Origin of the sequence: Erwinia persicina NBRC 102418, assembly GCF_001571305.1 — a bacterium.
GTDB lineage: Bacteria > Pseudomonadota > Gammaproteobacteria > Enterobacterales > Enterobacteriaceae > Erwinia > Erwinia persicina.
In genome coordinates, this window is sequence record NZ_BCTN01000022.1 from 1 (window position 1) to 22317 (window position 22317).

The 22317-nt window shown below is 52.1% G+C and carries 18 protein-coding genes and 1 tRNA gene; 8 read left to right on the forward strand and 11 right to left on the reverse strand.

Annotated features, from left to right (window positions below):
* Positions 1-48: 48 nt before the first annotated feature.
* The 6 genes from EPE01S_RS19210 to nagB all read right to left on the reverse strand — a co-directional run bounded on the left by EPE01S_RS19210 (position 49) and on the right by nagB (position 6335).
* Positions 49-125 (reverse strand) — tRNA-Met (locus EPE01S_RS19210).
* A 220-nt stretch (positions 126-345) separates the two neighbouring features.
* The gene (gene asnB / locus EPE01S_RS19215) at positions 346-2010 is read right to left on the reverse strand and encodes an asparagine synthase B (protein WP_062748389.1); all 1665 of its coding nucleotides are present in this window, start codon (positions 2008-2010) and stop codon (positions 346-348) included.
* 276 nt (positions 2011-2286) lie between these two features.
* Complete coding sequence (locus EPE01S_RS19220) at positions 2287-3039, reverse strand: HAD-IIA family hydrolase (RefSeq protein ID WP_062748489.1); 753 nt, start codon at positions 3037-3039, stop codon at positions 2287-2289.
* A gap of 18 nt (positions 3040-3057) precedes the next feature.
* On the reverse strand, positions 3058-4281 hold the full coding sequence (gene nagC / locus EPE01S_RS19225) for a DNA-binding transcriptional regulator NagC (protein ID WP_062748391.1): 1224 nt from the start codon (positions 4279-4281) through the stop codon (positions 3058-3060).
* A gap of 7 nt (positions 4282-4288) precedes the next feature.
* Positions 4289-5437: an N-acetylglucosamine-6-phosphate deacetylase gene (gene nagA, locus EPE01S_RS19230; protein ID WP_062748393.1), complete on the reverse strand. Its 1149-nt coding sequence runs from the start codon at positions 5435-5437 to the stop codon at positions 4289-4291.
* A 97-nt stretch (positions 5438-5534) separates the two neighbouring features.
* Positions 5535-6335 carry a glucosamine-6-phosphate deaminase gene (gene nagB / locus EPE01S_RS19235; RefSeq protein WP_062748395.1) on the reverse strand — a complete coding sequence of 267 codons (801 nt, stop codon included), beginning with the start codon at positions 6333-6335 and terminating at the stop codon, positions 5535-5537.
* 334 nt (positions 6336-6669) lie between these two features.
* Between nagB and nagE the strand changes: the two genes are divergently transcribed.
* Entirely contained in the window at positions 6670-8619 is a 1950-nt protein-coding gene (gene nagE, locus EPE01S_RS19240) for a PTS N-acetyl glucosamine transporter subunit IIABC (protein ID WP_062748491.1), read from the forward strand.
* Between the two features lie 212 nt (positions 8620-8831).
* A complete protein-coding gene (glnS, locus tag EPE01S_RS19245; protein WP_062748397.1) occupies positions 8832-10499 on the forward strand; it encodes a glutamine--tRNA ligase in 1668 nt (555 codons plus the stop codon).
* Between the two features lie 40 nt (positions 10500-10539).
* Here the strand turns inward: glnS and EPE01S_RS19250 are convergent, their stop codons facing one another.
* A complete protein-coding gene (locus EPE01S_RS19250) occupies positions 10540-11418 on the reverse strand; it encodes a LysR family transcriptional regulator (RefSeq protein ID WP_072277486.1) in 879 nt (292 codons plus the stop codon).
* A gap of 92 nt (positions 11419-11510) precedes the next feature.
* Between EPE01S_RS19250 and EPE01S_RS19255 the strand changes: the two genes are divergently transcribed.
* The 6 genes from EPE01S_RS19255 to EPE01S_RS19280 all read left to right on the forward strand — a co-directional run bounded on the left by EPE01S_RS19255 (position 11511) and on the right by EPE01S_RS19280 (position 19258).
* A complete protein-coding gene (locus EPE01S_RS19255) occupies positions 11511-12869 on the forward strand; it encodes an MFS transporter (protein WP_062748401.1) in 1359 nt (452 codons plus the stop codon).
* The gene (locus EPE01S_RS19260) at positions 12857-13246 is read left to right on the forward strand and encodes a hypothetical protein (RefSeq protein WP_062748403.1); all 390 of its coding nucleotides are present in this window, start codon (positions 12857-12859) and stop codon (positions 13244-13246) included. The genes EPE01S_RS19255 and EPE01S_RS19260 overlap by 13 nt, the downstream gene beginning before the upstream one ends.
* Before the next feature lie 118 nt (positions 13247-13364).
* On the forward strand, positions 13365-14612 hold the full coding sequence (gene mtr, locus EPE01S_RS19265) for a tryptophan permease (RefSeq protein ID WP_062748405.1): 1248 nt from the start codon (positions 13365-13367) through the stop codon (positions 14610-14612).
* A 218-nt stretch (positions 14613-14830) separates the two neighbouring features.
* Complete coding sequence (gene chiP / locus EPE01S_RS19270; RefSeq protein ID WP_062748407.1) at positions 14831-16234, forward strand: chitoporin ChiP; 1404 nt, start codon at positions 14831-14833, stop codon at positions 16232-16234.
* Between the two features lie 27 nt (positions 16235-16261).
* A complete protein-coding gene (gene chiQ / locus EPE01S_RS19275) occupies positions 16262-16582 on the forward strand; it encodes a ChiQ/YbfN family lipoprotein (RefSeq protein WP_062748410.1) in 321 nt (106 codons plus the stop codon).
* A gap of 21 nt (positions 16583-16603) precedes the next feature.
* The gene (locus tag EPE01S_RS19280; RefSeq protein WP_062748412.1) at positions 16604-19258 is read left to right on the forward strand and encodes a beta-N-acetylhexosaminidase; all 2655 of its coding nucleotides are present in this window, start codon (positions 16604-16606) and stop codon (positions 19256-19258) included.
* A gap of 57 nt (positions 19259-19315) precedes the next feature.
* Here EPE01S_RS19280 and fur read toward each other — a convergent pair whose 3' ends face one another.
* The 4 genes from fur to ybfF all read right to left on the reverse strand — a co-directional run bounded on the left by fur (position 19316) and on the right by ybfF (position 22169).
* Positions 19316-19759 (reverse strand): ferric iron uptake transcriptional regulator, encoded by a 444-nt coding sequence (gene fur, locus EPE01S_RS19285; RefSeq protein ID WP_062748415.1) that lies wholly within the window; start codon positions 19757-19759, stop codon positions 19316-19318.
* Between the two features lie 394 nt (positions 19760-20153).
* Positions 20154-20684, reverse strand: a complete 531-nt coding sequence (gene fldA / locus EPE01S_RS19290) for a flavodoxin FldA (protein WP_062748417.1) — start codon at positions 20682-20684, stop codon at positions 20154-20156.
* A gap of 141 nt (positions 20685-20825) precedes the next feature.
* Positions 20826-21107 (reverse strand): LexA regulated protein, encoded by a 282-nt coding sequence (ybfE, locus tag EPE01S_RS19295; RefSeq protein WP_062748419.1) that lies wholly within the window; start codon positions 21105-21107, stop codon positions 20826-20828.
* A 297-nt stretch (positions 21108-21404) separates the two neighbouring features.
* Positions 21405-22169, reverse strand: coding sequence for an esterase (gene ybfF, locus EPE01S_RS19300; RefSeq protein WP_062748421.1), 765 nt, complete (start codon positions 22167-22169; stop codon positions 21405-21407).
* Positions 22170-22317 lie beyond the last annotated feature (148 nt).

Genomic DNA, 22317 nt, shown 5'->3' on the forward strand with positions numbered 1-22317 from the left:
CCTAAATCTGGTGCGTCTACCAATTTCGCCACTCCCGCGCAAAAAAGATGGTGGCTACTACGGGAATCGAACCTGTGACCCCAGCATTATGAGTGCTGTGCTCTAACCAGCTGAGCTAAGTAGCCATCTTTTTTCGCGTAACCTTCTGCGGCGTTGCGGGGCGCATTATGCGGAGTTGGCCTAAAAGCGTCAACAAGTTTTTTCCCGTTTTTTGTCACAATCGTGTTGTTTGACTGCCTTGTGACCAGGATGTCGATAAAATCAACGAATTCTGAAGTTAACAGACGCAACCGCTAATTAAAAACGGGCCGCAGGGGCCCGTTTGTGTTGCATAACAACCAACAATTAGTAAGCGGACTGGTGGACGCCGACGGCGCGGCCTGAAGGATCGTCCATGTTTTTGAAGGCTTCGTCCCATTCGATTGCCTTAGCAGAGGAACAGGCCACTGACGGACCGCCTGGGACGCATTCTGCCGCGCTTGGCAGCGGGAACAGCTCTTCAAAGATTTCGCGATACAGGTAGCCTTCTTTTGACGTCGGCGTGTTGTAAGCGAAGCGGAAGTGCGCGGTTTGCAGCTGCTGATCGCTGATCTGTGCGGCAGCCACTTCTTTCAGGGTGTCGATCCAGCTATAGCCTACGCCATCAGAGAACTGCTCTTTCTGACGCCAGGCGACGCTTGCTGGCAGGTAAGACTCAAAACACTCGCGCAGGATGTGTTTTTCCATTTTCCCGTTGCTGCCACACATTTTGTCCTGCGGGTTGATGCGCATGGCCACGTCCAGGAATTTCTTATCCAGGAACGGCACGCGCGCTTCCACACCCCAGGCCGACATCGCTTTGTTAGCACGTGCGCAGTCGAACATATGCAGAGCATGAAGTTTGCGTACGTTCTCTTCATGGAATTCGCGGGCGTTCGGTGCCTTATGGAAGTAGAGATAACCGCCAAAGACTTCATCAGCACCTTCACCGGACAATACCATTTTGATACCCATTGCCTTGATTTTACGCGACATCAGGTACATTGGCGTCGAGGCGCGAATAGTGGTCACATCATAGGTTTCAATGTGGTAAATCACATCACGGATGGCATCCAGGCCTTCCTGCACGGTGAAATGGATCTCATGGTGGACGGTGCCCAGGTGTTCTGCCACGGCTTTTGCTGCGGTCAGGTCAGGAGAGCCTTCCAGGCCGACGGCGAAGGAGTGCAGCTGCGGCCACCAGGCCTCGCTCTTATCTTGATCTTCTACGCGCTTGGCCGCAAAACGTTTGGTCACCGCAGAGATAATGGATGAATCCAGTCCGCCTGACAGCAGCACACCATAAGGGACATCTGACATCAGGTGACTTTTCACCGACTCTTCCAGCGCGTTTTTCAGCGCTGCCGTGTCGGTGGCGTTGTGTTCAACGGCATCATACTCGAACCAGTCACGCTGCCAGTAGCGGCGGATCTCACCATCGGTGCTGGACAGGTAGCTGCCTGGCGGAAACTCTTTCATGCTGCGGCAAACCGGTACCAGCGCTTTCATTTCTGAAGCCACATACAGGTTACCGTGCTCGTCGTTACCCATATACAGTGGGATGATCCCAATATGGTCACGGCCGATTAAATAGGTGTTCTTCACGCTGTCATAAAGGATAAAGGCGAACATGCCCTGCAGGTCATCAAGGAAGTCGATGCCTTTTTCCTGATACAGCGCGAGGATCACTTCGCAGTCAGACTCGGTCTGGAACGCATAGCGATCGCTCAGTTCAGCGCGCAGGGCCTGATGGTTATAGATTTCACCGTTTACCGCAAGGACGTGTGTATGGTCTGCATTGTACAGCGGCTGTGCGCCATTGTTGACGTCGACAATCGACAGACGCTCATGAACAAGGATCGCATTGTCATTCGCATAAACACCTGACCAGTCCGGGCCACGGTGACGCATCAGACGTGAAAGCTCCAGGGCCTTCTTGCGCAGTTCAGCAGGATCGCTTTTCAGATCGAGTACACCAAAGATAGAACACATATACAGCTCCCTAACGACTTACCTTGCGGTGATGATATTGGTTTAAAGCGACAGTTATCGCGTCATGACTATGAAAATGCGCTAAGCCGTCAGGTGATGCAAGTATTTTAGTCATTAGGTGAAAAATAGCCCGTTGCCCCGGCTTGATCCTTAGCGGATATTCATTTTTTTGGTCTTTTTATTGAGGAATGTGCAATAGATGATAAAAAGTGGATGAAAAATGTCCAGCGAGGAAAAAGGCATTGCCCGGCAGGCCGGGCAGGGAAGGTGTAAAGACTAGATAATGTCGATATCGGCAACCGAAGGGTAGATCCAGGTGGGGCGGAACGGCATGGCGTCGACGTCACTGAGCGTGGAAACCCCCGACAGCACCAGAATGGTTTCCAGTCCGGCCTGAAAACCGGCAAGAATATCCGTGCGCAGGTTGTCACCCACGATCACCGTCTCTTCTGAATGCGCCTGCATCTTGTTCAGCGCGGCACGCATAATCCACGGGCTGGGTTTACCGACGTAAAATGGCTGGCGGCCGGAGATCTTTTCGATACCGGCACACAACGCACCGCAGGCCGGCGAGAAACCGTGGCCGTGGCTGTCCGGATTGGTAGCGATAAAACGCGCACCGTTCGCCACGAACCAGGCGGCTTTATGCATCATGTCCCAGTTAAAGGAGCGGGTCTCACCCACGATCACAAAGTCGGGGTTGATATCCGTGATGGTAAAACCGGCCTTGTACAGCTCATGGATCAGGGCCCCTTCGCCGACGACATAGGCTTTCTTCCCTTCCTGGCGCTTCAGAAAATCTGCCGTGGCCATCGCTGAGGTATAGAAGACGCTGTCCGGCAGCTCAATGCCGGCGGAGGCAAAGCGGTTTGACAGATCCATGGCGGTTTGCGAAGGATAGTTCGTCAGCACCACCAGAGGCATATTATTGCCGACGATACGCTGTAAAAACTCGCGAGCGCCAGGTACGGCCGTATTATCGTGCATCAGCACGCCGTCGATATCGCAGATAACGTTCTTTATCGTCATGCGTTCAGATTCCATCATTTAATTAACTTCCAGCAGTCGTTGCAGCAAAATGCCATTGAGCATCGCCCGTTTTGCCAGAGCAAAAGCACCAATCGCCGAACGATGATCGATCGCCGAGCGCACCACCGGCAAATTTTTACGGAACGCATTTAGCGCCTGGGTATTAATGCAGCCTTCAATGGCAGGTAGCAGCACTTTGTCGGCTTCCATTATTTCACCCGCGATGACAATTTTTTGCGGATTGAACAGGTTAATGGCGATGGCGATGGCTTTACCAAGATGGCGTCCAACGTGCTCGATGACTTCCGCCGCCAAAGCGTCGCCACGGTTGGCGGCACGGCAGATGGGCTGAATGTGACAGTCGTCCAGTGTGAGACTGCTTGGATAGCCCTGGTTCAACAGATGTCGTACACGGTTTTCAATCGCACTGTTGGCAGCAATGGTTTCCAGACAGCCAAAGTTGCCGCAGTGACAACGTTCGCCCAGCGGATCGACCTGGATATGTCCCAGCTCTCCCACGTTACCGTTACTGCCGAGGAAAATATGCCCGTTGGCAATAATACCGGCCCCCGTACCGCGATGAACACGCACCAAAATGGAGTCTGCACAGTCACGCGATGCGCCAAAATAGTGCTCCGCCAGCGCCAGGCTGCGAATATCGTGGCCGACAAAACTGGTGACGTTAAACCGTTTTTCAAGGTTGGCAACCAGTGGCCAGTGACTGACATTAATATGAGGCATATAACGGATAATGCCGTTATTCGGGTCGACCAATCCGGGCAGAATGACGGAGATAGCGATCAGCTCGCGCAGCTTGCGCTGATGAAGTTCTGAAAAGTCGGCAATGGCCTTGAACAGCGCATTTTCCAGTGTTTCCTGAGTGCGTTCAGGCAGTGAGTAGTGCTCTTCCGCCAGCGATTTACCACTCAGATCGAACAGCGTGACAGTCGCATCATGACGGCCCAGTCTGACACCAATCGTGTTAAACCCCCGGGTTTCCGTGATGATGGAGATGGCACGACGGCCTCCGGTAGAGGCCTGCTGATCGACTTCTCTGATCAGACCACGGTCAATAAGCTGACGCGTGATCTTGGTAACACTGGCGGGGGCGAGCTGACTGTGCTCGGCAATCTGGATTCGAGAGATAGGGCCCTGCTGATCGATCAGCCGGTAAACGGCCGCACTATTAAGTTGTTTAACAAGATCAACATTTCCGATTTGTGCCTGGCCGCCGGTGGTCATTAAATATCTACTCGCTTAAGACCTCGTTACCATTAACGATGGTCCGGGTGATTTTGTAATCGCGGGTGAACACGGTCAGATTGGCCACTTTTCCGGCTTCAATCGTCCCTAAACGTGCCTCTACCCCCATTGCGCGGGCTGGGTAAAGCGTTGCCATACGAAGCGCTTCATCAAGTGCGATGCCGACATGTTCGACGCTGTTAGCTACCGCTTCGATCATAGTCAATGCAGAACCACTGAGCGTGCCATTCTCATCAACACACAGCCCGTTGCGATAGTATATTGTTTTACCAGCAAAAATGAACTGATCAATGGCAGCGCCTGCTGGTGCCGTCGCGTCGGTAACCAGGATCAGCTTGTCACCTTTGATTCGTTTAGCATTGCGAATGTTTGCGTAATGGACGTGGAGCCCATCGGCAATAATGCCGCACCAGACCTCAGAAGAGTCAAACAGCGCGCCGATCAGACCAGGCTCGCGGCCGCTGGTGGTCGGCATGGCGTTATAGAGATGCGTCGCAAAGGAAACCCCGGCGTCAATCCCGGCGAGGGCTTCATCATAGGTGCCGTGTGAATGGCCGGCAGAAATCACAATGCCGGCATCACGCAACTGACGGATTACAGCGGCATCGACTTTTTCCGGAGCGAGTGTGATTTTGCCGATCACATCGGCATTGGCGCACAGAAAGTCAACCAGCGCCTGATCGGGCGCCCGGATCAGATCGGGATTGTGCGTGCCTTTTTTCAACGGATTGAGCCACGGCCCTTCAAGATGTAGACCCAGCGCCTGATTGCTGTTCTGGGCCAGCCAGGCACGCATCACCTCAACAGCACGCTTCATCAGTTCATCTGTGCTGGTGATAAGCGTTGGCAAAAAGCTGGTGCAACCCGATTTCTCGTTGGCTTTTTGCATCGTTTGCAGCGTTTCAACGCTGATAGCGGCAATATCATCATTAAACTGCACGCCACCACAGCCATTTAACTGCAGATCAATAAAACCAGGAGCAATAATCGCGCCATCCACCTGACGCGTTTCAATGCCTGTGGGCAGATCTTCCAGTGGGCAGATGCGTTCAATCAGACCATTGGCGATGACAACCGCATGGCGATCGAGGATTTTGTGGCCAGTGTAAATGCGGCCCTGGGTTAATGCGTACATAGCTATTCTCCTGACTTTCCTGATATTGCTTGTCCTGCCGTCAGAAATTTTCTTCCGGCAGGCACCAATCTGTCATGACAGCGCCCGTCAGGGACGATCACAGATCTTTGATATTTCCTGCTTCCATCTCGCGGAAATATTTCACCGTTTTCATTTTCAACTCCATGGTGGCCGGTTCGTCACACACCACCACGGCTTTAGAATGGAGTTGCAGACAGCTGATAGTCCACATATGGTTCACGTTGCCTTCAACGGCGGCCTGCAGTGCCTGTGCTTTGAGATGACCGGTAACCAGGATCATGACTTCTTCTGCATCCAGCAACGTACCCACGCCTACGGTCAGGGCATACTTGGGGACCTGATCAACGTCACCGCCAAAGAAGCGTGAGTTAGCAATACGGGTCTCGTGAGTCAGGGTTTTGATGCGGGTACGTGAAGCCAGTGATGAAGCCGGTTCGTTAAAGGCAATATGACCGTCGTTGCCTACGCCACCCATAAATAAATGGATTTTGCCGTAAGCACGGATCTTTTCTTCATACTGGCGACATTCTGCGTCAATATCTGGGGCATTACCATTGAGAAGATTGATATTTTCAGTTGGAATATCAACGTGATCGAAAAAGTTACGGTACATAAAGCTGTGATAGCTTTCCGGATGCTCTTTTGGCAGGCCAACGTATTCGTCCATATTGAACGTCACTACATGCTTGAAGCTAACCTGGCCCGCTTTGTGCATCTCAATCAGGTGCTTGTACGCTTCCAGCGGGGTGCCGCCGGTAGGCAGACCCAGAACGAAGGGACGGTCAGCCGTTGGTTTGAACGCATTGATACGGTTAACAATATGGCGTGCTGCCCATTTTCCGACCTGGGCTGGCATTGCCAGAGGAATCAGTCTCATCTTGCACCTCGTAGTAGCAGAGTTGGGAATAGAGTAAAACGGTGATCTGTCTGAGCGCTGACTAAGCGTAACCCGATTGGCACAGGCTGACAGTGGGTTTTATCCGTTTTGATTTTTCGGATCATAAAATAAGTTTGTGCAGTTAGCCAGTCACATGCTAACAATAATGCGTTTTTAAGTGATTTTTGTCACATAAATGCAGGTTTAATTTGCGAAGCGAATTAATTTTTTTTTACACTTCGCTTCGTGGTGTGTAGTGTCGAACTGACAAAAAAAAGCCGTGAAAAAAAACAGACGGTTTTTGCCGCCCTAACCGGGCTCACAGGGGGAAATGGTGAATATTCTAGGATTCTTTCAAAGATTAGGGCGGTCGTTACAGCTGCCTATCGCAGTGTTGCCTGTTGCCGCACTGATGCTGCGCTTCGGCCAGCCTGATTTACTCAATATGCCGTTTATTGCGCAGGCGGGCGGGGCCATATTTGACAACCTCGCCCTTATCTTCGCGATTGGTGTGGCATCTACCTGGTCCAAAGACAACGCCGGCGCGGCAGCCCTTGCCGGTGCCGTGGGGTATTTCATTCTGACCAAGGCAATGGTCACCATTAATCCGACGGTCAATATGGGCGTGCTGGCGGGGATCATCACCGGTCTGGTTGCCGGTATGGCCTACAACCGCTGGTCTGACATTAAGCTGCCGGACTTCCTGAGTTTCTTCGGTGGCAAACGTTTCGTTCCGATTGCGACCGGTTTCTTCTGTCTGGTGCTGGCGGCGGTATTTGGTTATGTCTGGCCACCGGTACAGGCCGGCATCCATGCAGGCGGTGAGTGGATCGTCTCGGAAGGGGCCTTCGGTGCGGGTATCTTCGGCTTCGTTAACCGTCTTCTGATCCCAACGGGCCTGCATCAGGTACTGAACACTATTGCCTGGTTCCAGATCGGTGAGTTCACCAATGCGGCGGGTGCGGTCTTCCACGGTGATATCAACCGTTTCTATGCGGGTGATGGCACGGCGGGGATGTTTATGTCGGGCTTCTTCCCGATCATGATGTTCGGTCTGCCGGGTGCTGCGCTGGCAATGTACCTGGCGGCACCAAAGGCGCGTCGTCCGATGGTAGGCGGTATGCTGCTGTCCGTTGCCGTCACCGCATTCCTCACCGGCGTAACTGAACCGCTGGAATTCCTGTTCATGTTCCTGGCACCGATGCTGTATCTGATCCACGCCATCCTGACCGGGATCAGCCTGTTTGTTGCCACCTCACTGGGCATTCATGCGGGCTTCTCCTTCTCTGCGGGCGCCATCGACTATGCCTTAATGTATAAACTGCCGGCGGCCAGCCATAACGTCTGGTTACTGCTGGTGATGGGGCTGGTGGCGTTTATTGTTTACTTCGTGCTGTTCAGTGCGGTGATTCGCATGTTGAACCTGAAAACACCGGGCCGTGAAGATGAAGGCGACCTGCTGGTCAAAGATGAGGCCAACAGCAACACCGAAGAGCGGCTGGCTGATCTTTCCCGCCAGTACATTGGCGCGATTGGCGGATCAGATAACCTGAAGGGAATTGATGCCTGTATTACCCGTCTGCGTTTGTCAGTAAAAGATGCCTCGCTGGTGAATGATGCGCAGTGTAAACGCCTCGGTGCGTCCGGCGTGGTGAAACTGAATAAGCAAACCATTCAGGTCATTGTGGGGGCGAAAGCCGAATCCATCGCTGAAGAGATGAAAAAACAGATCGCGAAAGGGCCGGTGGCGGCAGCGGCGGCAGTGAGTGCTGCACCGATGACTCCGACGGCTGTACCTCAGGCTGTGCCTAATGTGGCGAAAGGAATTGTAGGTTCGCTGGTGGCACCGGTTAGCGGCACGGTCGTGGCCATTGAGCAGGTACCGGATGAAGCCTTCGCCAGTAAAGCCGTTGGTGACGGTCTGGCGATCAAGCCCACCGGCAGTACGGTGGTGGCACCGGCTTCCGGCACCCTGGTTAAGATCTTTAACACCAACCATGCCTTCTGCCTCGAAACGGAAAAGGGTATCGAAATCGTTGTGCATATGGGACTCGATACGGTGGCGCTGGAAGGTAAAGGCTTCACGCGTCTTGCCGAAGAGGGCGCGACGGTGGTGGCCGGTCAACCGGTGCTGGAGATGGACCTGGCATTCCTTAACGCCAATGCCCGTTCGATGATCAGCCCCGTGGTGGTCAGCAACATCGAAGATTTCGCCGGGATCACCCTGCTCGCCGGTGAAACGGTGGTGGCAGGCGAAACGCGGATATACGAAATTAAAGGCTAACAGCGTCATTGAGTGCGACTGTGGCAGGGCGGGAAGCGATTCCCGCCCTTTTTTATGTGATTCCCGCAACAAACGGTTGTTTCCCCTGTCAGCTTTGTGGATCATACTCCGATATTTCATAGCTAAATTATACTTGTCATTCTTCCGGTAGCCGCCTGGCGACAACCTGAAGAAATGAGAGCCAATGCCCAGCATTAATTGAGGAAATTGAGATGAGTGAGGCTGAAGCCCGCCCAACTAACTTTATTCGTCAGATTATCGACGAAGATCTGGCGAACGGTAAGCACAGTTCAGTGCACACCCGCTTCCCGCCTGAGCCGAATGGCTATCTGCATATTGGTCATGCGAAATCAATCTGCCTGAACTTTGGTATCGCTCAGGATTATCAGGGGCAGTGTAACCTGCGCTTTGATGACACTAACCCGGTGAAAGAAGATCTGGAGTTTGTTGAATCAATCAAGCGTGATGTGCAGTGGCTGGGCTTTAAGTGGAGTGGTGACGTACGCTACTCATCTGACTATTTCGAGCAACTGCACAATTATGCCGTTGAGCTGATTAGTAAAGGGCTGGCGTACGTTGATGAACTGTCACCGGAGCAGATCCGTGAATACCGTGGCAGCCTGACCTCAGCGGGTAAAAACAGCCCCTTCCGCGATCGCAGCGTGGACGAAAACCTTGCCCTCTTTGCTAAAATGCGCGCGGGCGGCTTTGCCGAGGGCACCGCGTGTTTACGAGCCAAAATTGATATGGCTTCCAACTTTATCGTTCTGCGCGATCCGGTGATCTACCGCATCAAATTTGCCGAACATCATCAGACCGGCAATAAGTGGTGCATCTATCCGATGTATGACTTTACCCACTGCATCTCTGATGCGCTGGAAGGCATTACTCACTCACTGTGTACGCTGGAATTCCAGGATAACCGTCGCCTGTACGACTGGGTGCTGGATAACATCACCATTCCGGTTCATCCGCGTCAGTATGAATTCTCTCGCCTGAATCTTGAATATGCCATCATGTCCAAGCGTAAGTTGAGTCAGTTGGTGACCGAGAACGTGGTGGAAGGTTGGGATGATCCCCGTATGCTGACTGTTTCGGGTTTGCGCCGCCGTGGCTACACTGCGGAATCCATCCGTGAATTCTGCCGCCGCATTGGGGTGACCAAGCAGGACAATATTGTTGAAATGGCCGCTCTGGAATCCTGTATCCGTGACGACCTCAATGAGAATGCCCCGCGTGCTATGGCAGTGATGGATCCGGTAAAAGTGGTGATTGAAAATCTGCCTGCGCACCACGATGAGGTGATCACCATGCCTAATCATCCGAGCAAGCCGGAAATGGGTACCCGCGAAGTCCCGTTCAGTCGTGAGATCTACATCGATCGTGCTGACTTCCGTGAGGAAGCAAACAAGCAGTACAAGCGGCTGGTGCTGGGCAAAGAAGTGCGTCTGCGTAACGCCTATGTGATCAAAGCCGAGCGCGTGGCAAAGGACGATGAAGGCAACATTACCTGCCTGTTCTGTACCTGTGATGTGGATACTCTGAGCAAGGATCCGGCCGACGGGCGTAAAGTGAAGGGCGTTATCCACTGGGTGTCAGCTGTTCATGCCCTTCCGGCAGAGTTCCGTCTGTACGATCGGCTGTTCAGCGTACCGAATCCGGGGGCGGCAGAAGACTTCCTGGCCAGCATCAACCCGGAATCTCTGGTGATCCGTCAGGGCTTCGTGGAGCCCGGGATGCAGCAGGCGGAGGCGTCAGCCCCATATCAGTTTGAGCGTGAAGGCTACTTCTGCGCTGACAGTGTCTACTCCAGTGCCAGCAATCTGGTGTTCAACCGCACCGTTGGCCTGCGTGACACCTGGGCGAAAGTCGGCGAGTAAGCTGCTACTCCGAAGAAAAGGGCGTTGATGCGCCCTTTTTTTATAATTCCGCACACAGATAATCAATAAACAAACGCGTTTTACGCGGCAGGGTGACCCCGGCGGCAAACACGGCGCTGACCGGCTGTACCGGAAGCTGCCAGTCACTAAACAGGATCTGTAACGCTCCGTCCGCCACATCCTCAGCCACCAGCCATTCAGGCAGTACCGCCACGCCCAACCCCTCCAGCGCCATCTGGCGCATAATCTGAGCAGAATTGGCGCTGTAACTTGCCTCACTTTTAATCTCGCAGTGTTCTTTATCCAGACTGAAACGCCAGCGGCCCGGATGGGGCAAATTGCTGTTATGTATCCACGGTAATGCGGCAGTCTCACTGAGGTTTTGCAGCGGGTAGCGGGCCACAAGGTGAGGGGAGGCCACCAGCCATATCCGGTATTCGCCCAGTTTGCGGCTCCTGAGTGAAGAGTCTCGCAGCGTGCCCAGGCGGATAGCGATATCCAGTTTGTGGCTGACCAGGTCGTCCAGCGATGCACCCACGTTATAACTGAGTTTCAGAGCGGGATGCTGCCGACAGAAACGGGCAACGAGGGGCATCAGACAGCGCTGACCATATTCCCAGGTTGAGGTGATACGCAGCTCACCGGAAAGGGGCTGGCTGTCATCGGTAACGCGGCTAACCGCCTGTTCGATTTGGGAAAATATCGTCCTGAACTCTTCATAAAGCTGACTTCCGCTTTCCGTCAGCGCCAGATTGCGGGTATTGCGTACCAACAGAGTCACGCCCAGCACCTGTTCCAGTGTTTTGACATGCAGGCTGACCATGGCCTTACTCAGACCGAGATTATCAGCGGCACGGGTAAAACTGCCGCTGTCGACGACTGCGAAGAACGTGTGGATCTTATCGAGATGGGTATGCACGGAATTGTTCACTTTTATAAAACAATATTTTCAATTTATGCCAGTCGATTTAGGTAGTCAATCACCGCTATGCTGCGCCCGGAGGTATGACTATGAGTTATCGTTACCGTGTTGCCGTCATTTTTTTGCTCGGTTTTTTTATTGATTGTATTAATATTTTTATGTCGGCTGTTGCCCTGCCGGAGATAGCCGGGCAGCTGAATATTGCCAGCGGATCGCTTAGCTGGGTGGCGAACAGTTATATCCTTGGGCTGACGGTGATTATTCCGGTCAGCGGCTGGCTGGCTGGCCGCTTCGGTGCACGCCCGGTGCTGGTGGTATCGATGATCCTGTTCAGCCTGGCGGCATGGGGTTGCGGTCGGTCCGATTCATTTACGTTACTGGTGCTGTGGCGTTTTTTACAGGGTATGGCGGGGGGACTGCTGATCCCGATAGGGCAGGCGCTGACGTTCAACCTGTTCCGGGGCAGGGAGCGGGCAACCATTTCTACGCTTATCATGTGTGTGGCGCTGATAGCCCCTGCACTTTCTCCCCTTTTAGGGGGAGTGATTGTGGACACACTCTCGTGGCGCTGGATTTTCTGGTGCAATATTCCGTTTAGTCTGGCTGCCGCTGTACTGGCCGCACTGTGGATAAAGCCTGAAACGCTGACGGCTATTCGCCCTGACATTTGGGGCATTCTGCTGGTCTGTCTGTCGCTGACTGCCGTGCTGCTTGGGCTCTCACGGCTGAGTGAGCCGGGTTCCGCGCTCCCGGCCTCGCTGTGGCTGCTGTCGGGGCTCTGTCTCGCATTCGCTTATCTGAAACATTACCGGCGTCAGGCGCAGGCGGTAATAGATCTGAGTCTGCTGCGTAACGCCCGGCTTCAGCTTGCAGTGGTGGTGTATTACGCGGTACCGGGCCTGTTTACCGGTGTAAACCTGCTGAATATATTTTATCTGCAACAGTGCCTGCATTTTTCTGCCGAGCGCAGCGGGGCTGTTATGCTGTTTTACGGCGGTGGTGCGCTGGTGGCGATGTTGCTGTGCGGTCGTCTCTACCATCGTCTCGGAACCGCCATCCTGTTCAGCACGGGCTTAGTGCTCCATGCCGTCGGTATCGCCATGCTGGCGCTGGTACAGAGGCCGGAACAGATCCTGGTGTTGAGCCTCGCCTACCTGTTGATGGGCATTGGCGGCGGAATAAGCGCCAATACGGCGCAAACCAGCGCCCTGACCGATTTTCACGATCGGCAGATGACGCGGGCCAGCGTGATATGGAATATTAACCGTCAGCTTTCATTCAGCCTGGGGGCGGCCCTGCTGACGGTGCTGTTCAGTTTACTTAATCACTTTTATCCTGCAGCGCAGTCATATCAGCAGGTTTATATCATAGCCGCCGTTACCGGGCTGCTTCCGCTGTGGATGATCTCCCGCCTCACCCGTCATAAGGATACCCTGTGTCAACATTAACCGAAAAAGCCCGTGAAAGTGTACTGGTGTTACATGAACAGATTGCTGCCGTATTTAATGGTAATGAAAGTCAGTTAACGCCGCTGCTTTCACACTTTGACCCCGACTTTGTGATGGTCACGCCCACCGGTAAGAGTCTGGCGATGCCTGAGGTAGCGGCACTGTTTGCACGCCTGGTCGGCGGGCGGCAGGGGCTGCATATTACCATTGAACAGTGTCAGACCCTGGCCCAGTTTGGCCAGGAGGTGGCCATTCAGTATCACGAACGGCAGCAGCAGGGGGAAAATCATACTCACCGAATTTCACTGGCGGTGATTAACTGTGGCGTTGAGCCACCGCGCTGGCGATATTTACAGGAAACGATGGTGACCAACTGATTACTGTACTAGTTCGCGAGTGTGAAAATGTGTAGACTATGCGGCATTATGGCCGTTTAGCCAGTGGATTATCCCGGCAAAGGGCATGTTTTTTTACTGCTTCCGCTAAGGGATTGTTATGGCTGTACCGGCTTCTGCTGTTCGCTTACCGTCGACACTGTGGGGAACACTGATTATCAGCGGCACCATCATTGGTGCCGGAATGTTTTCTCTTCCTGTGGTGATGTCCGGTGCCTGGTTTCTCTGGTCCTCGGCTCTGCTGATTGCCACATGGTTCTGTATGTTGCTGTCCGGGCTGTTATATCTTGAAGCCAGTCTGCATTATCCCGCCGGAGCCAGTTTCGATACCGTTACACGTGACCTGCTGGGGCGTGGCTGGAATCTGGTTAATGGCCTGTCGGTAGTCTTTGTATTGGGTATCCTGACCTACGCCTATATTTCTGCCAGCGGAGCGATTATACAGCGCAGCCTGGGGCAGTTAGATATCGGCATGTCGGCCCGGGTGGCTGGTCTGCTGTTTACGCTGCTGGTGGCACTGTTTATCTGGCTTGGGACGGCGGTGGTTAGCCGCATGACGCTGATTTTTCTTGGCGCAAAGGTCATTACTTTTTTGATGATTTTTGGCGGGCTGCTGTGGCATATCGAGCCGGTCAATCTGCTCGACAGCCAGGGAACGGAGAGCGATTATTTACGCTATCTGTGGGCCGTCGTGCCTTTCTGCCTGGCCTCTTTTGGCTATCATGGCAATATTGCCGGGTTGATCAGTTATTATCATAAAAATGCAGCACGCGTCAGCCGCTGTCTGGTTTTTGGCACGTTAATGGCTCTGGCGATCTATTTTATCTGGATCATTGGCACCATGGGTAATATTCCGCGCAGCGAATTCAAAGTGATTGCTGCGCAGGGGGGAAATATCGATGTGCTGGTCGGGGCGCTATCGGGTGTGTTGCATAATCGCTATCTGAATCTGATGCTGGACATCTTCTCTAACTTTGCTGTTGCCTGCTCTTTTCTTGGTGTCAGTCTCGGCTTTTTTGATTACCTTGCCGATTTGTTTAAGCTGGATAATTCTGCACTCGGACGATTGAAAACTACGCTACTGACGTTCAGCCTGCCGTTAACGGCTGCACTCATCTGGCCTGATGGTTTTTTGCTGGCTATTGGCTATGCGGGGCTGGCTGCGACCGTCTGGGCAGTCGTGACGCCTGCACTGCTGGCCAGACAGTCCCGGCGACGTTATTCCACTGCCAATTGGCGTGTCAGGGGAGGTAACGCGCCGATTATCCTGGTGCTGTTGTTTGGTTTGCTGAATGCGCTGGTGTCGCTACTCTCTTATGGCGGGTGGTTACCGCTCTATACGGGCTAAACTGTATAATAGTAAAATACCATTAGTAGAAATACGAAAGTGGTATTTTTATTTCCCGTGAGTTTGTGGTGTCGATCATGTTTTTACATTCATAATTTATTTTCAATTGATAATTCGCGTCGCGAAAAATAATATGCATCCGTGGGTGATACAAGGCGTTAATTAATTCATCGCCAAATGGAATTATTTTCCCATCCGATAAGAATAAGGATTATTCGATGCATAAAATTACCTCTGGGCGAAGTTCGCTAGCGATTCCGCTGGCGTTGAGTTTAATTTCATCTGGTGTTTTTTATTCTTCACCTTCTGTTGCTACTGGTTTTATTACAGATTCTGCACTTAATGGCAGCATTTACTACTGGCAGCGGCAGCGCGACCGTAAAGATCTCGAGCCAGCGAGTGATAAATATGGCCAGTATCAGCAAAACCTGCACCATTCTACCTTTAACGGCAGCCTGGATTTCTCTTCAGGATTGGCTGCTGACATTATCGGTTTAGACCTGGCGGTGTTTAGCGCTCTTGAAATGGCGAACAGCGGCCCAGCGGCTCCAAATGAAATTGGTTTCAGTAATGCGAAAACCCGCTGGGATGAACGCTGGAGCGGTGACCGTAGTGGCACCAGTATCTATAAGGCTGCAATAAAAGTTAAATATGATGATATATGGCTAAGGGCGGGGTATTTACAACCCACGGGACAAACTCTCCTGGCCCCACACTGGAGTTTTTTACCTGGCACTTATCTCGGTGCGGAAAGTGGATATCGGCATGATTTTGGCGATGCGGGTGTGTTGTCATTTTCGTATATGTGGAGCGACCGTTATAAAGCCCCCTGGTATGAAAATATGTATAACTTCCGCAAAGCCGATGGCTCTACGGGAATACGTTATCTGCATTCATTAGGGTTAAAATATGAATTCACCAACAAATTAGTTTTAGAAGGAGCGTTCGGACAGGCAGCAGATTACATGGACCAATATTTTGCTAAAGCATCTTATGCTTTTCCACTTATTGGCAATGATCTGCGCACCAGCTGGCAGTTCTATGGTGCCAAAGATAAAGAACATGGCGGTGCGGAAAATATTAATGATGTTTACGAGGGGCTGGCGTGGCTTCAGGCGTTGACTCTGGGCTATATCGCGGGGCCATTTGATTTTCGCCTTGAAGGAACCTGGGTAAAAGCTGAGGGTAATCAGGGCTATTTCCTTCAGCGTATGACACCCGGTTACGCCTCCTCCAATGGTCGCCTTGACGTATGGTGGGATGCCCGGTCCGACTGGAATGCCAATGGTGAAAAAGCGCTGTTTGCCGGGGTTATTTACGATCTCGTCAGTTGGCAGTTACCTGGGTGGGGTGTGGGTGCCTCTTATGCCTATGGCTGGGATGCGAAACCCAGCAGTAATCCGGTTTATAACCAGAGCTCGCGTTTAAAAGAATCGGCGTGGAACCTTGATTTACTCTATACGATTCAGGAGGGCGCGGCGAAAGGGACGTTGTTCAAGCTGCATTACACCCGCTATGACAACCACAGCAATATTCCCAGTTACGGCAGTGGGTACAACAATATTTTCCAGGATGAAAAAGACGTTAAATTTATCGTAATTGCGCCTTTCACCCTGTTTTGATTGCGCAGGACTGACAGGAGAATGGGTATGAAAGCAGGGATAACAATTTTCTTGATGCTGCTGTTGTGCGGCTGCATGTCGCAGATGCAGCGTAGCAATACGCCAGAGCGCGAAGCCTGGCGCAGCTGTATTAATCAGGCAAACAGCAGCGCTGAAAAGGTCAAGGCCTGCAAACCGCTACCTGGCTCTCTGCACCAGCAGCCACAGCACCAGCAGTTTGCCCGCCAGGAAAGTGTGCGAGTCCTTGACTATGAACGCTGCCTGGACGCGGAACAAATGGGCGGCGGTGAAGGTGTTAATGAACGCTGTGGCAAACTTTGGCAGGAAATTCAGCAGGCTAATCAATAATTGACAAGGAAGGATGCAATTATGAATGTTAAAAGAACCAGTCAGTTAGCACTGGCAGTTATCGCTATTCTGGGAAGCAGTACCGGTCTCGCGAGCCAGCAACTGGTGGATCAAATCAGTCAGTTCGGTGTTAGCTATCAGGTTACTGATAACCATGCTGCGCTCAACGGTGTGGACTGTGCTGTACTTGGGGCTGACTGGGCTTCCTGCAACCGCGCCACGATTACGCTGACGAACAATGGGCCAACAATCACCAGTAAAAACTGGGCAATCTATATGAGCAACGTCCATAAAACGCTGGCTGTTCAGAACGATCAGTTTCGAATGGTGCATATTGTCGGCGATCTGACCCGGCTGGAACCTACGGATAAATTTGTCGGTTTGGCACCCGGGGCTTCTGTCGTCATCCCGATTGTTAATGAGTACTGGCAGCTATTTAGCACGGACGTGATGCCACGCTGGTATGTGACGTCCGGTGATGCTAAACCAAAAATCATTCAGGCTACGGATACAGAAGATCTCTCTCGTTTCGTGGTTCCGATTGGTGATCAGTGGAAACGCACTCCTGAAGATAAAAATATTCTGATGGAAGCTGGCAGCCGCTACGTGAAAAATCAAGATGTTAAACAACTTGCTGCCAGCGAACTTCGTGGACAAATTCTTCCCACTCCGCTGAAAGTGGTGATAGCGGAAGAGGATGCCGATCTCAGTCAGGGCATAAACCTTAATTTGGCGAGTTTACCGAAAGATCGGGCGGAAGCCGTTAAACAACGTTTCTCCCTGCTGGGCGTCAAACTGAATGCGGCAGGTTATCCTATCTTTACCACCGTGAACCCAGCAGCCCTGAAAGATATTCCTTCGATATCAGGGGCTTATCGTTTGGTTGTCTCGAAAGATAAAGCCGAGGTGATTGGGTACGATGCGCAGGGGGTTTACTACGGTCTGCAGTCAATTATGTCACTCCTGCCAGCAGACGGAAGTCATCGTATTGCCACCTTGAAGGCCGATGATGCACCACGCTTTAGCTACCGCGGCATCTTCCTTGATGTGGGCCGAAACTTTCACAGTAAAACGGCCATCCTGAGGATGCTTGACCAGATGTCCGCCTGGAAAATTAACGTCTTCCACTTCCATCTCACGGATGATGAAGGCTGGCGTATTGAAATTCCTGGCCTGCCAGAGCTGACTGAAGTGGGCAGCCGACGCTGTCACGACCTCAAAGAACAGCGTTGTCTGTTACCGCAGTTGGGCTCAGGGCCGTTCAGCGATAATAACGGAAGTGGCTACTTCAGCCGTGACGACTACATTGAGATTGTGAAATTTGCTGAAGCACGCGGTATCCAGGTATTGCCAGAAGTCGATATGCCTGCCCATGCCCGCGCTGCCGTGATCGCCATGGAAGCGCGTTATCAGCGCCTGATGAACGCTGGCCGTGCAAAAGAAGCGTCAGAGTACCGTCTGGTCGATCCAGGAGATAACTCCAATAGTACGTCGGTACAACTTTATGACCGGACCAGCTATCTGAACCCATGCCTGACTTCCTCACTGCATTTTGCTAATAAGGTCATCAGTGAAATTCAGCTTATGCACCGCGAAGCCGGGCAGCCACTGCGTAGCTGGCACTTCGGGGGTGATGAAGCGAAAAATATTCGTCTTGGTGTTGGCTATACCGATATCAAACACCCTGAGGCGGGTAAAGGTCAGCTTGATCTCAGCAGGGAAGATCAGCCGTGGGCGAAGTCCCAGGTTTGTCAGGCCATGATTGCATCAGGTAAGGTCAGCGATCTGGGGCATCTTCCGAGCTATTTTGCTGTGAAGGTCAGTGAATTAGTCAAAAAACACGGTATTGAGCGAATGCAGGCCTGGCAGGATGGTTTGAAAAATGCCCAGGATGCCCATGCGTTCGCTACGCCTGAAGTTGCGGTAAATTTCTGGGATACGCTTTACTGGGGTGGCTTCGACACGGTGAATGACTGGGCGAAAAAAGGCTATCAGGTGATTGTTTCAAACTCAGACTATCTCTATATGGATTTCCCGTCTGAGGTGAATCCACTCGAAAGGGGCTATTACTGGGGCACTCGTTATAATGATGAACGTAAAATGTTCAGTTTTGCGCCGGATAATATGCCACAAAATGCAGAAACTTCTGTTGATCGTGACGGTCAGTTCTTCAATGCGAAATCTGACAAACCATGGCCTGGTGCAACCGGTATGTCGGCACAGTTGTGGAGTGAGACTGTACGCACTGATGACCAGATGGAGTCTATGATCTACCCGCGTATGTTCTCTGCAGCAGAGCGCTCCTGGCATCGTGCGGCTTGGGAGCAGGATTATCAAGCTGGCAAAGAGTATCGGGGCGGTGAAACGCAATGGATTGACCAGCGTGCTTTACACGATGACTGGCAGCGATTCGCCAATATTCTTGGTCAGCGAGAGCTGGCTAAACTCGATAAGCATGGCATCAGCTATCGTTTACCGGTGCCAGGCGCACGCATTGTGGCTGGCAAACTTGAAGCTAACACGGCCTTCCCTGGTTTAGAGATGCAGTTCAGCACCGACGGCGGAAAGCGCTGGCAGTATTACGACAGACAAAACCTACCAACGGTAACCGGAGACGTGCAGATTAGAGCGGTAAGCCCGGATGGGCAGCGCTTCAGCCGACAGGAATCATTGTAAGACAGGCATAAAAAAACCGATGGCAGGGCCATCGGTTTTTGCATTCAGTCGATCAGATTACTTATCGTGCAGAGTCTCGTCTTCACGGCAATCACCCAGCGAACAGTGGCCATAAAGATACAGGCTGTGGTTGCTCAGTTTAATACCATGACGCGTAGCGATTTCACGCTGACGCTCCTCAATATATTCGTCTCTAAACTCAATGACTTTACCGCAGTCCAGGCAGATCAGGTGATCGTGGTGGTGCTGTTGGGTCAGTTCGAAAACGGATTTACCGCCTTCAAAGTTGTGGCGGGTAACGATCCCCGCGTCATCGAACTGGTTCAGGACACGGTAAACCGTAGCCAGACCAATTTCTTCGCCCATATCAATCAGGCGTTTGTACAAGTCTTCCGCACTGACGTGATGGCCCTCTGGTTCCTGAAGCACTTCCAGAATTTTCAGTCGGGGAAGCGTGACTTTCAGGCCGGCCTTCTTTAATGCGGTGTTATTGTCAGTCATGCGGATATTGTCCTGTTACTTTGCGAGTCACTTAGTGGCTGAAAAGCCCTGAACATCGGTCGGCGCTAAAAATGAGTGCGTTTCAGTATAGAACTGATAATTCGAAATGAAAACCAAAAGGGATGCCTGAAACCGCAAGGGATGTAAGGATAAGTGTCGTTACATCCAGGGAAGCGCGCGCCCGGATTATGTTGGTTTAACATCTCGATCTGCCTCATCTCATCGCCCTTAGGGCGACTCACGTCCTCAATAATGGGGCTTGCGCTGAGAAAGCGGGTAACCGATGGGGTTATTGTACAGTTTTGCAGATGAAAGTTACAAATATGTATCTATTACTTCTATAGGAAAAACCACTCACTTGATGTGAGATACCTCCCACATCAAGCTGTTATAGCTATGCTTCGATAATGTCTTGCAGCTGAAGTTCATCTGAAATTTGTTTTACCCACTGCTCAACACGCTCGTTGGTGAGCTCCGGCTGACGGTCTTCATCAATGGCCAGGCCAAGGAAGTGGGTGTCATCTGCCATGCCTTTAGAGGCTTCGAAGTGATAGCCTTCACTCGGCCAGTGGCCAACAATGACGGCACCGTTCGGCTCAATGATGTCACGGATAGTGCCCATCGCATCACAGAAGTACTCCGAGTAATCTTCCTGATCGCCACAGCCGAACAGGGCCACGAGTTTACCGTTGAAGTCGATCTCTTCCAGCGTCGGGAAGAAGTCATCCCAGTCACACTGTGCTTCACCGTAGTACCAGGTCGGGATGCCCAGCAGCAGAATATCAAAGGCTTCAAGGTCTTCTTTGCTGCTTTTAGCAATATCACGAACTTCTGCAACATCTTTCCCCAGTTGCTTCTGGATCATTTTTGCAATGTTTTCGGTATTGCCTGTATCGCTACCAAAGAAAATGCCGACGAGTGCCATGAGCTTAATAACCTCTTGAATCTTAATGATATGGTGACTGCTGATTTTTTAGCAGATATCGTTAATGATAACAGACCGCCGTAAGCGGATAAATGAGTAATACTGCTGGTTTTGTCGCTGAGTGCTTACCCCCCGAAAGAATCAGGGCTGATGGCTTTGCAGCTGTGCCAGCAGCATCTCTTCAATCAGCTCACTTCGGCTCATATTACGCTCGAAAGCCAGCTGATTCAGGACATCCACCGCGTCGCTGTTCATTTTCAGCTCAACACGTTTCAGGCCGCGCACTTTATCACGCTTGAGCTGATTACGTTTGTTGATACGCAACTGCTCATCACGCGTCAGCGGATTGGTCTTGGGTCGTCCCGGACGACGTTCATCTGCAAACAGATCGATCGTTGTGCGGTCCGTATTCTCTTTTGCCATAGGAATCGTCGTACTGAAAGGCTGGATGACTGATGAATTGGCCGATATGCCGTCTGAGGGTTCAGCAGCGGCAAAATTTTAGCGCGCCATCATACCCCAGTGAAAGTGGTGACGACAATCATTTATCCCCCTTCATTCTTCAAGCGGTCGGGGGGATGATGGCGTCCTTAATCCGGCCCTTCCTGGGCCTGTTCCCGGCCACTGAGTGATTTCTGCTCACACCCTTGACCCGAACGTCTTGCTGCCCTGCAGCAACACGCATGATTTTGGTTATGATAACCGGAGCAAATAATTTTTTTACAGCGCCAAAAAACGACGAATAGCACGTAACACCGCATCGGGCTTTTCGGCATGTACCCAGTGCCCGGCACCGCTTATTACATGTGCACGGGCCTGCGGGAACTGTGACATTAGCGCATCACGATATTCGTCTGCCAGATACGGTGAGCGGTCTCCGCGAATGAAAAGCACCGGGTGCGGCCAGGCCGGTAGCGACTGCCAGCCAATAATGTCGTCATAACAGGACAACAGCACGGGAACGTTGAAGCGCCACTCACCATCATGAAATGATTTGAGCAGAAACTGAATCACGCCTTCTTCGTCAATCGACTGCCGCATCAGCGACGCTGCTTCACTCCGTGAGGTGATAGCGGCATTTGTCACGGCGTTCAGGGCAGTGAAGATGTCATCGTGGTGACGGGTGGTGTAAGCCACTGGCGCAATATCAATCACCACGATACTCTCTACCCGATCGGGGGCCAGCGCGGTCAGCGCCATAGCGATCTTCCCGCCCATTGAATGCCCGATCACACTAAAGCGATCGACCTGCAAGCCGTCAAGCGTTTCCAGGATGTCCTGAGCCATCAGCGGATAATCCATCTCAGGCGCACGCGAAGACAAGCCGTGATTGCGCACATCGAGTTGAATCAGACGGCGATCGTCTTTTAATCCCCGGGCCAGTACGCCCAGGTTGTCCAGGCTGCCGAACAGGCCGTGGATCAACACCAGAGGCAGTCCATGAGTCGCAGATTGTTCAGATTGCAGGCGGAAATTCAAATTCATAGCGAAAGTTCTTACAGTTGGCACGAGGGCTTAGGGTATCATGGATCCCACAATTTCTGCCGCTGGTGCGAATCACGGAGATGATCTTTTTGCGGCATATTCCGACTTTTGCCCTGAAAAGGGCATGGCGCTACACCCCGGCAGGATT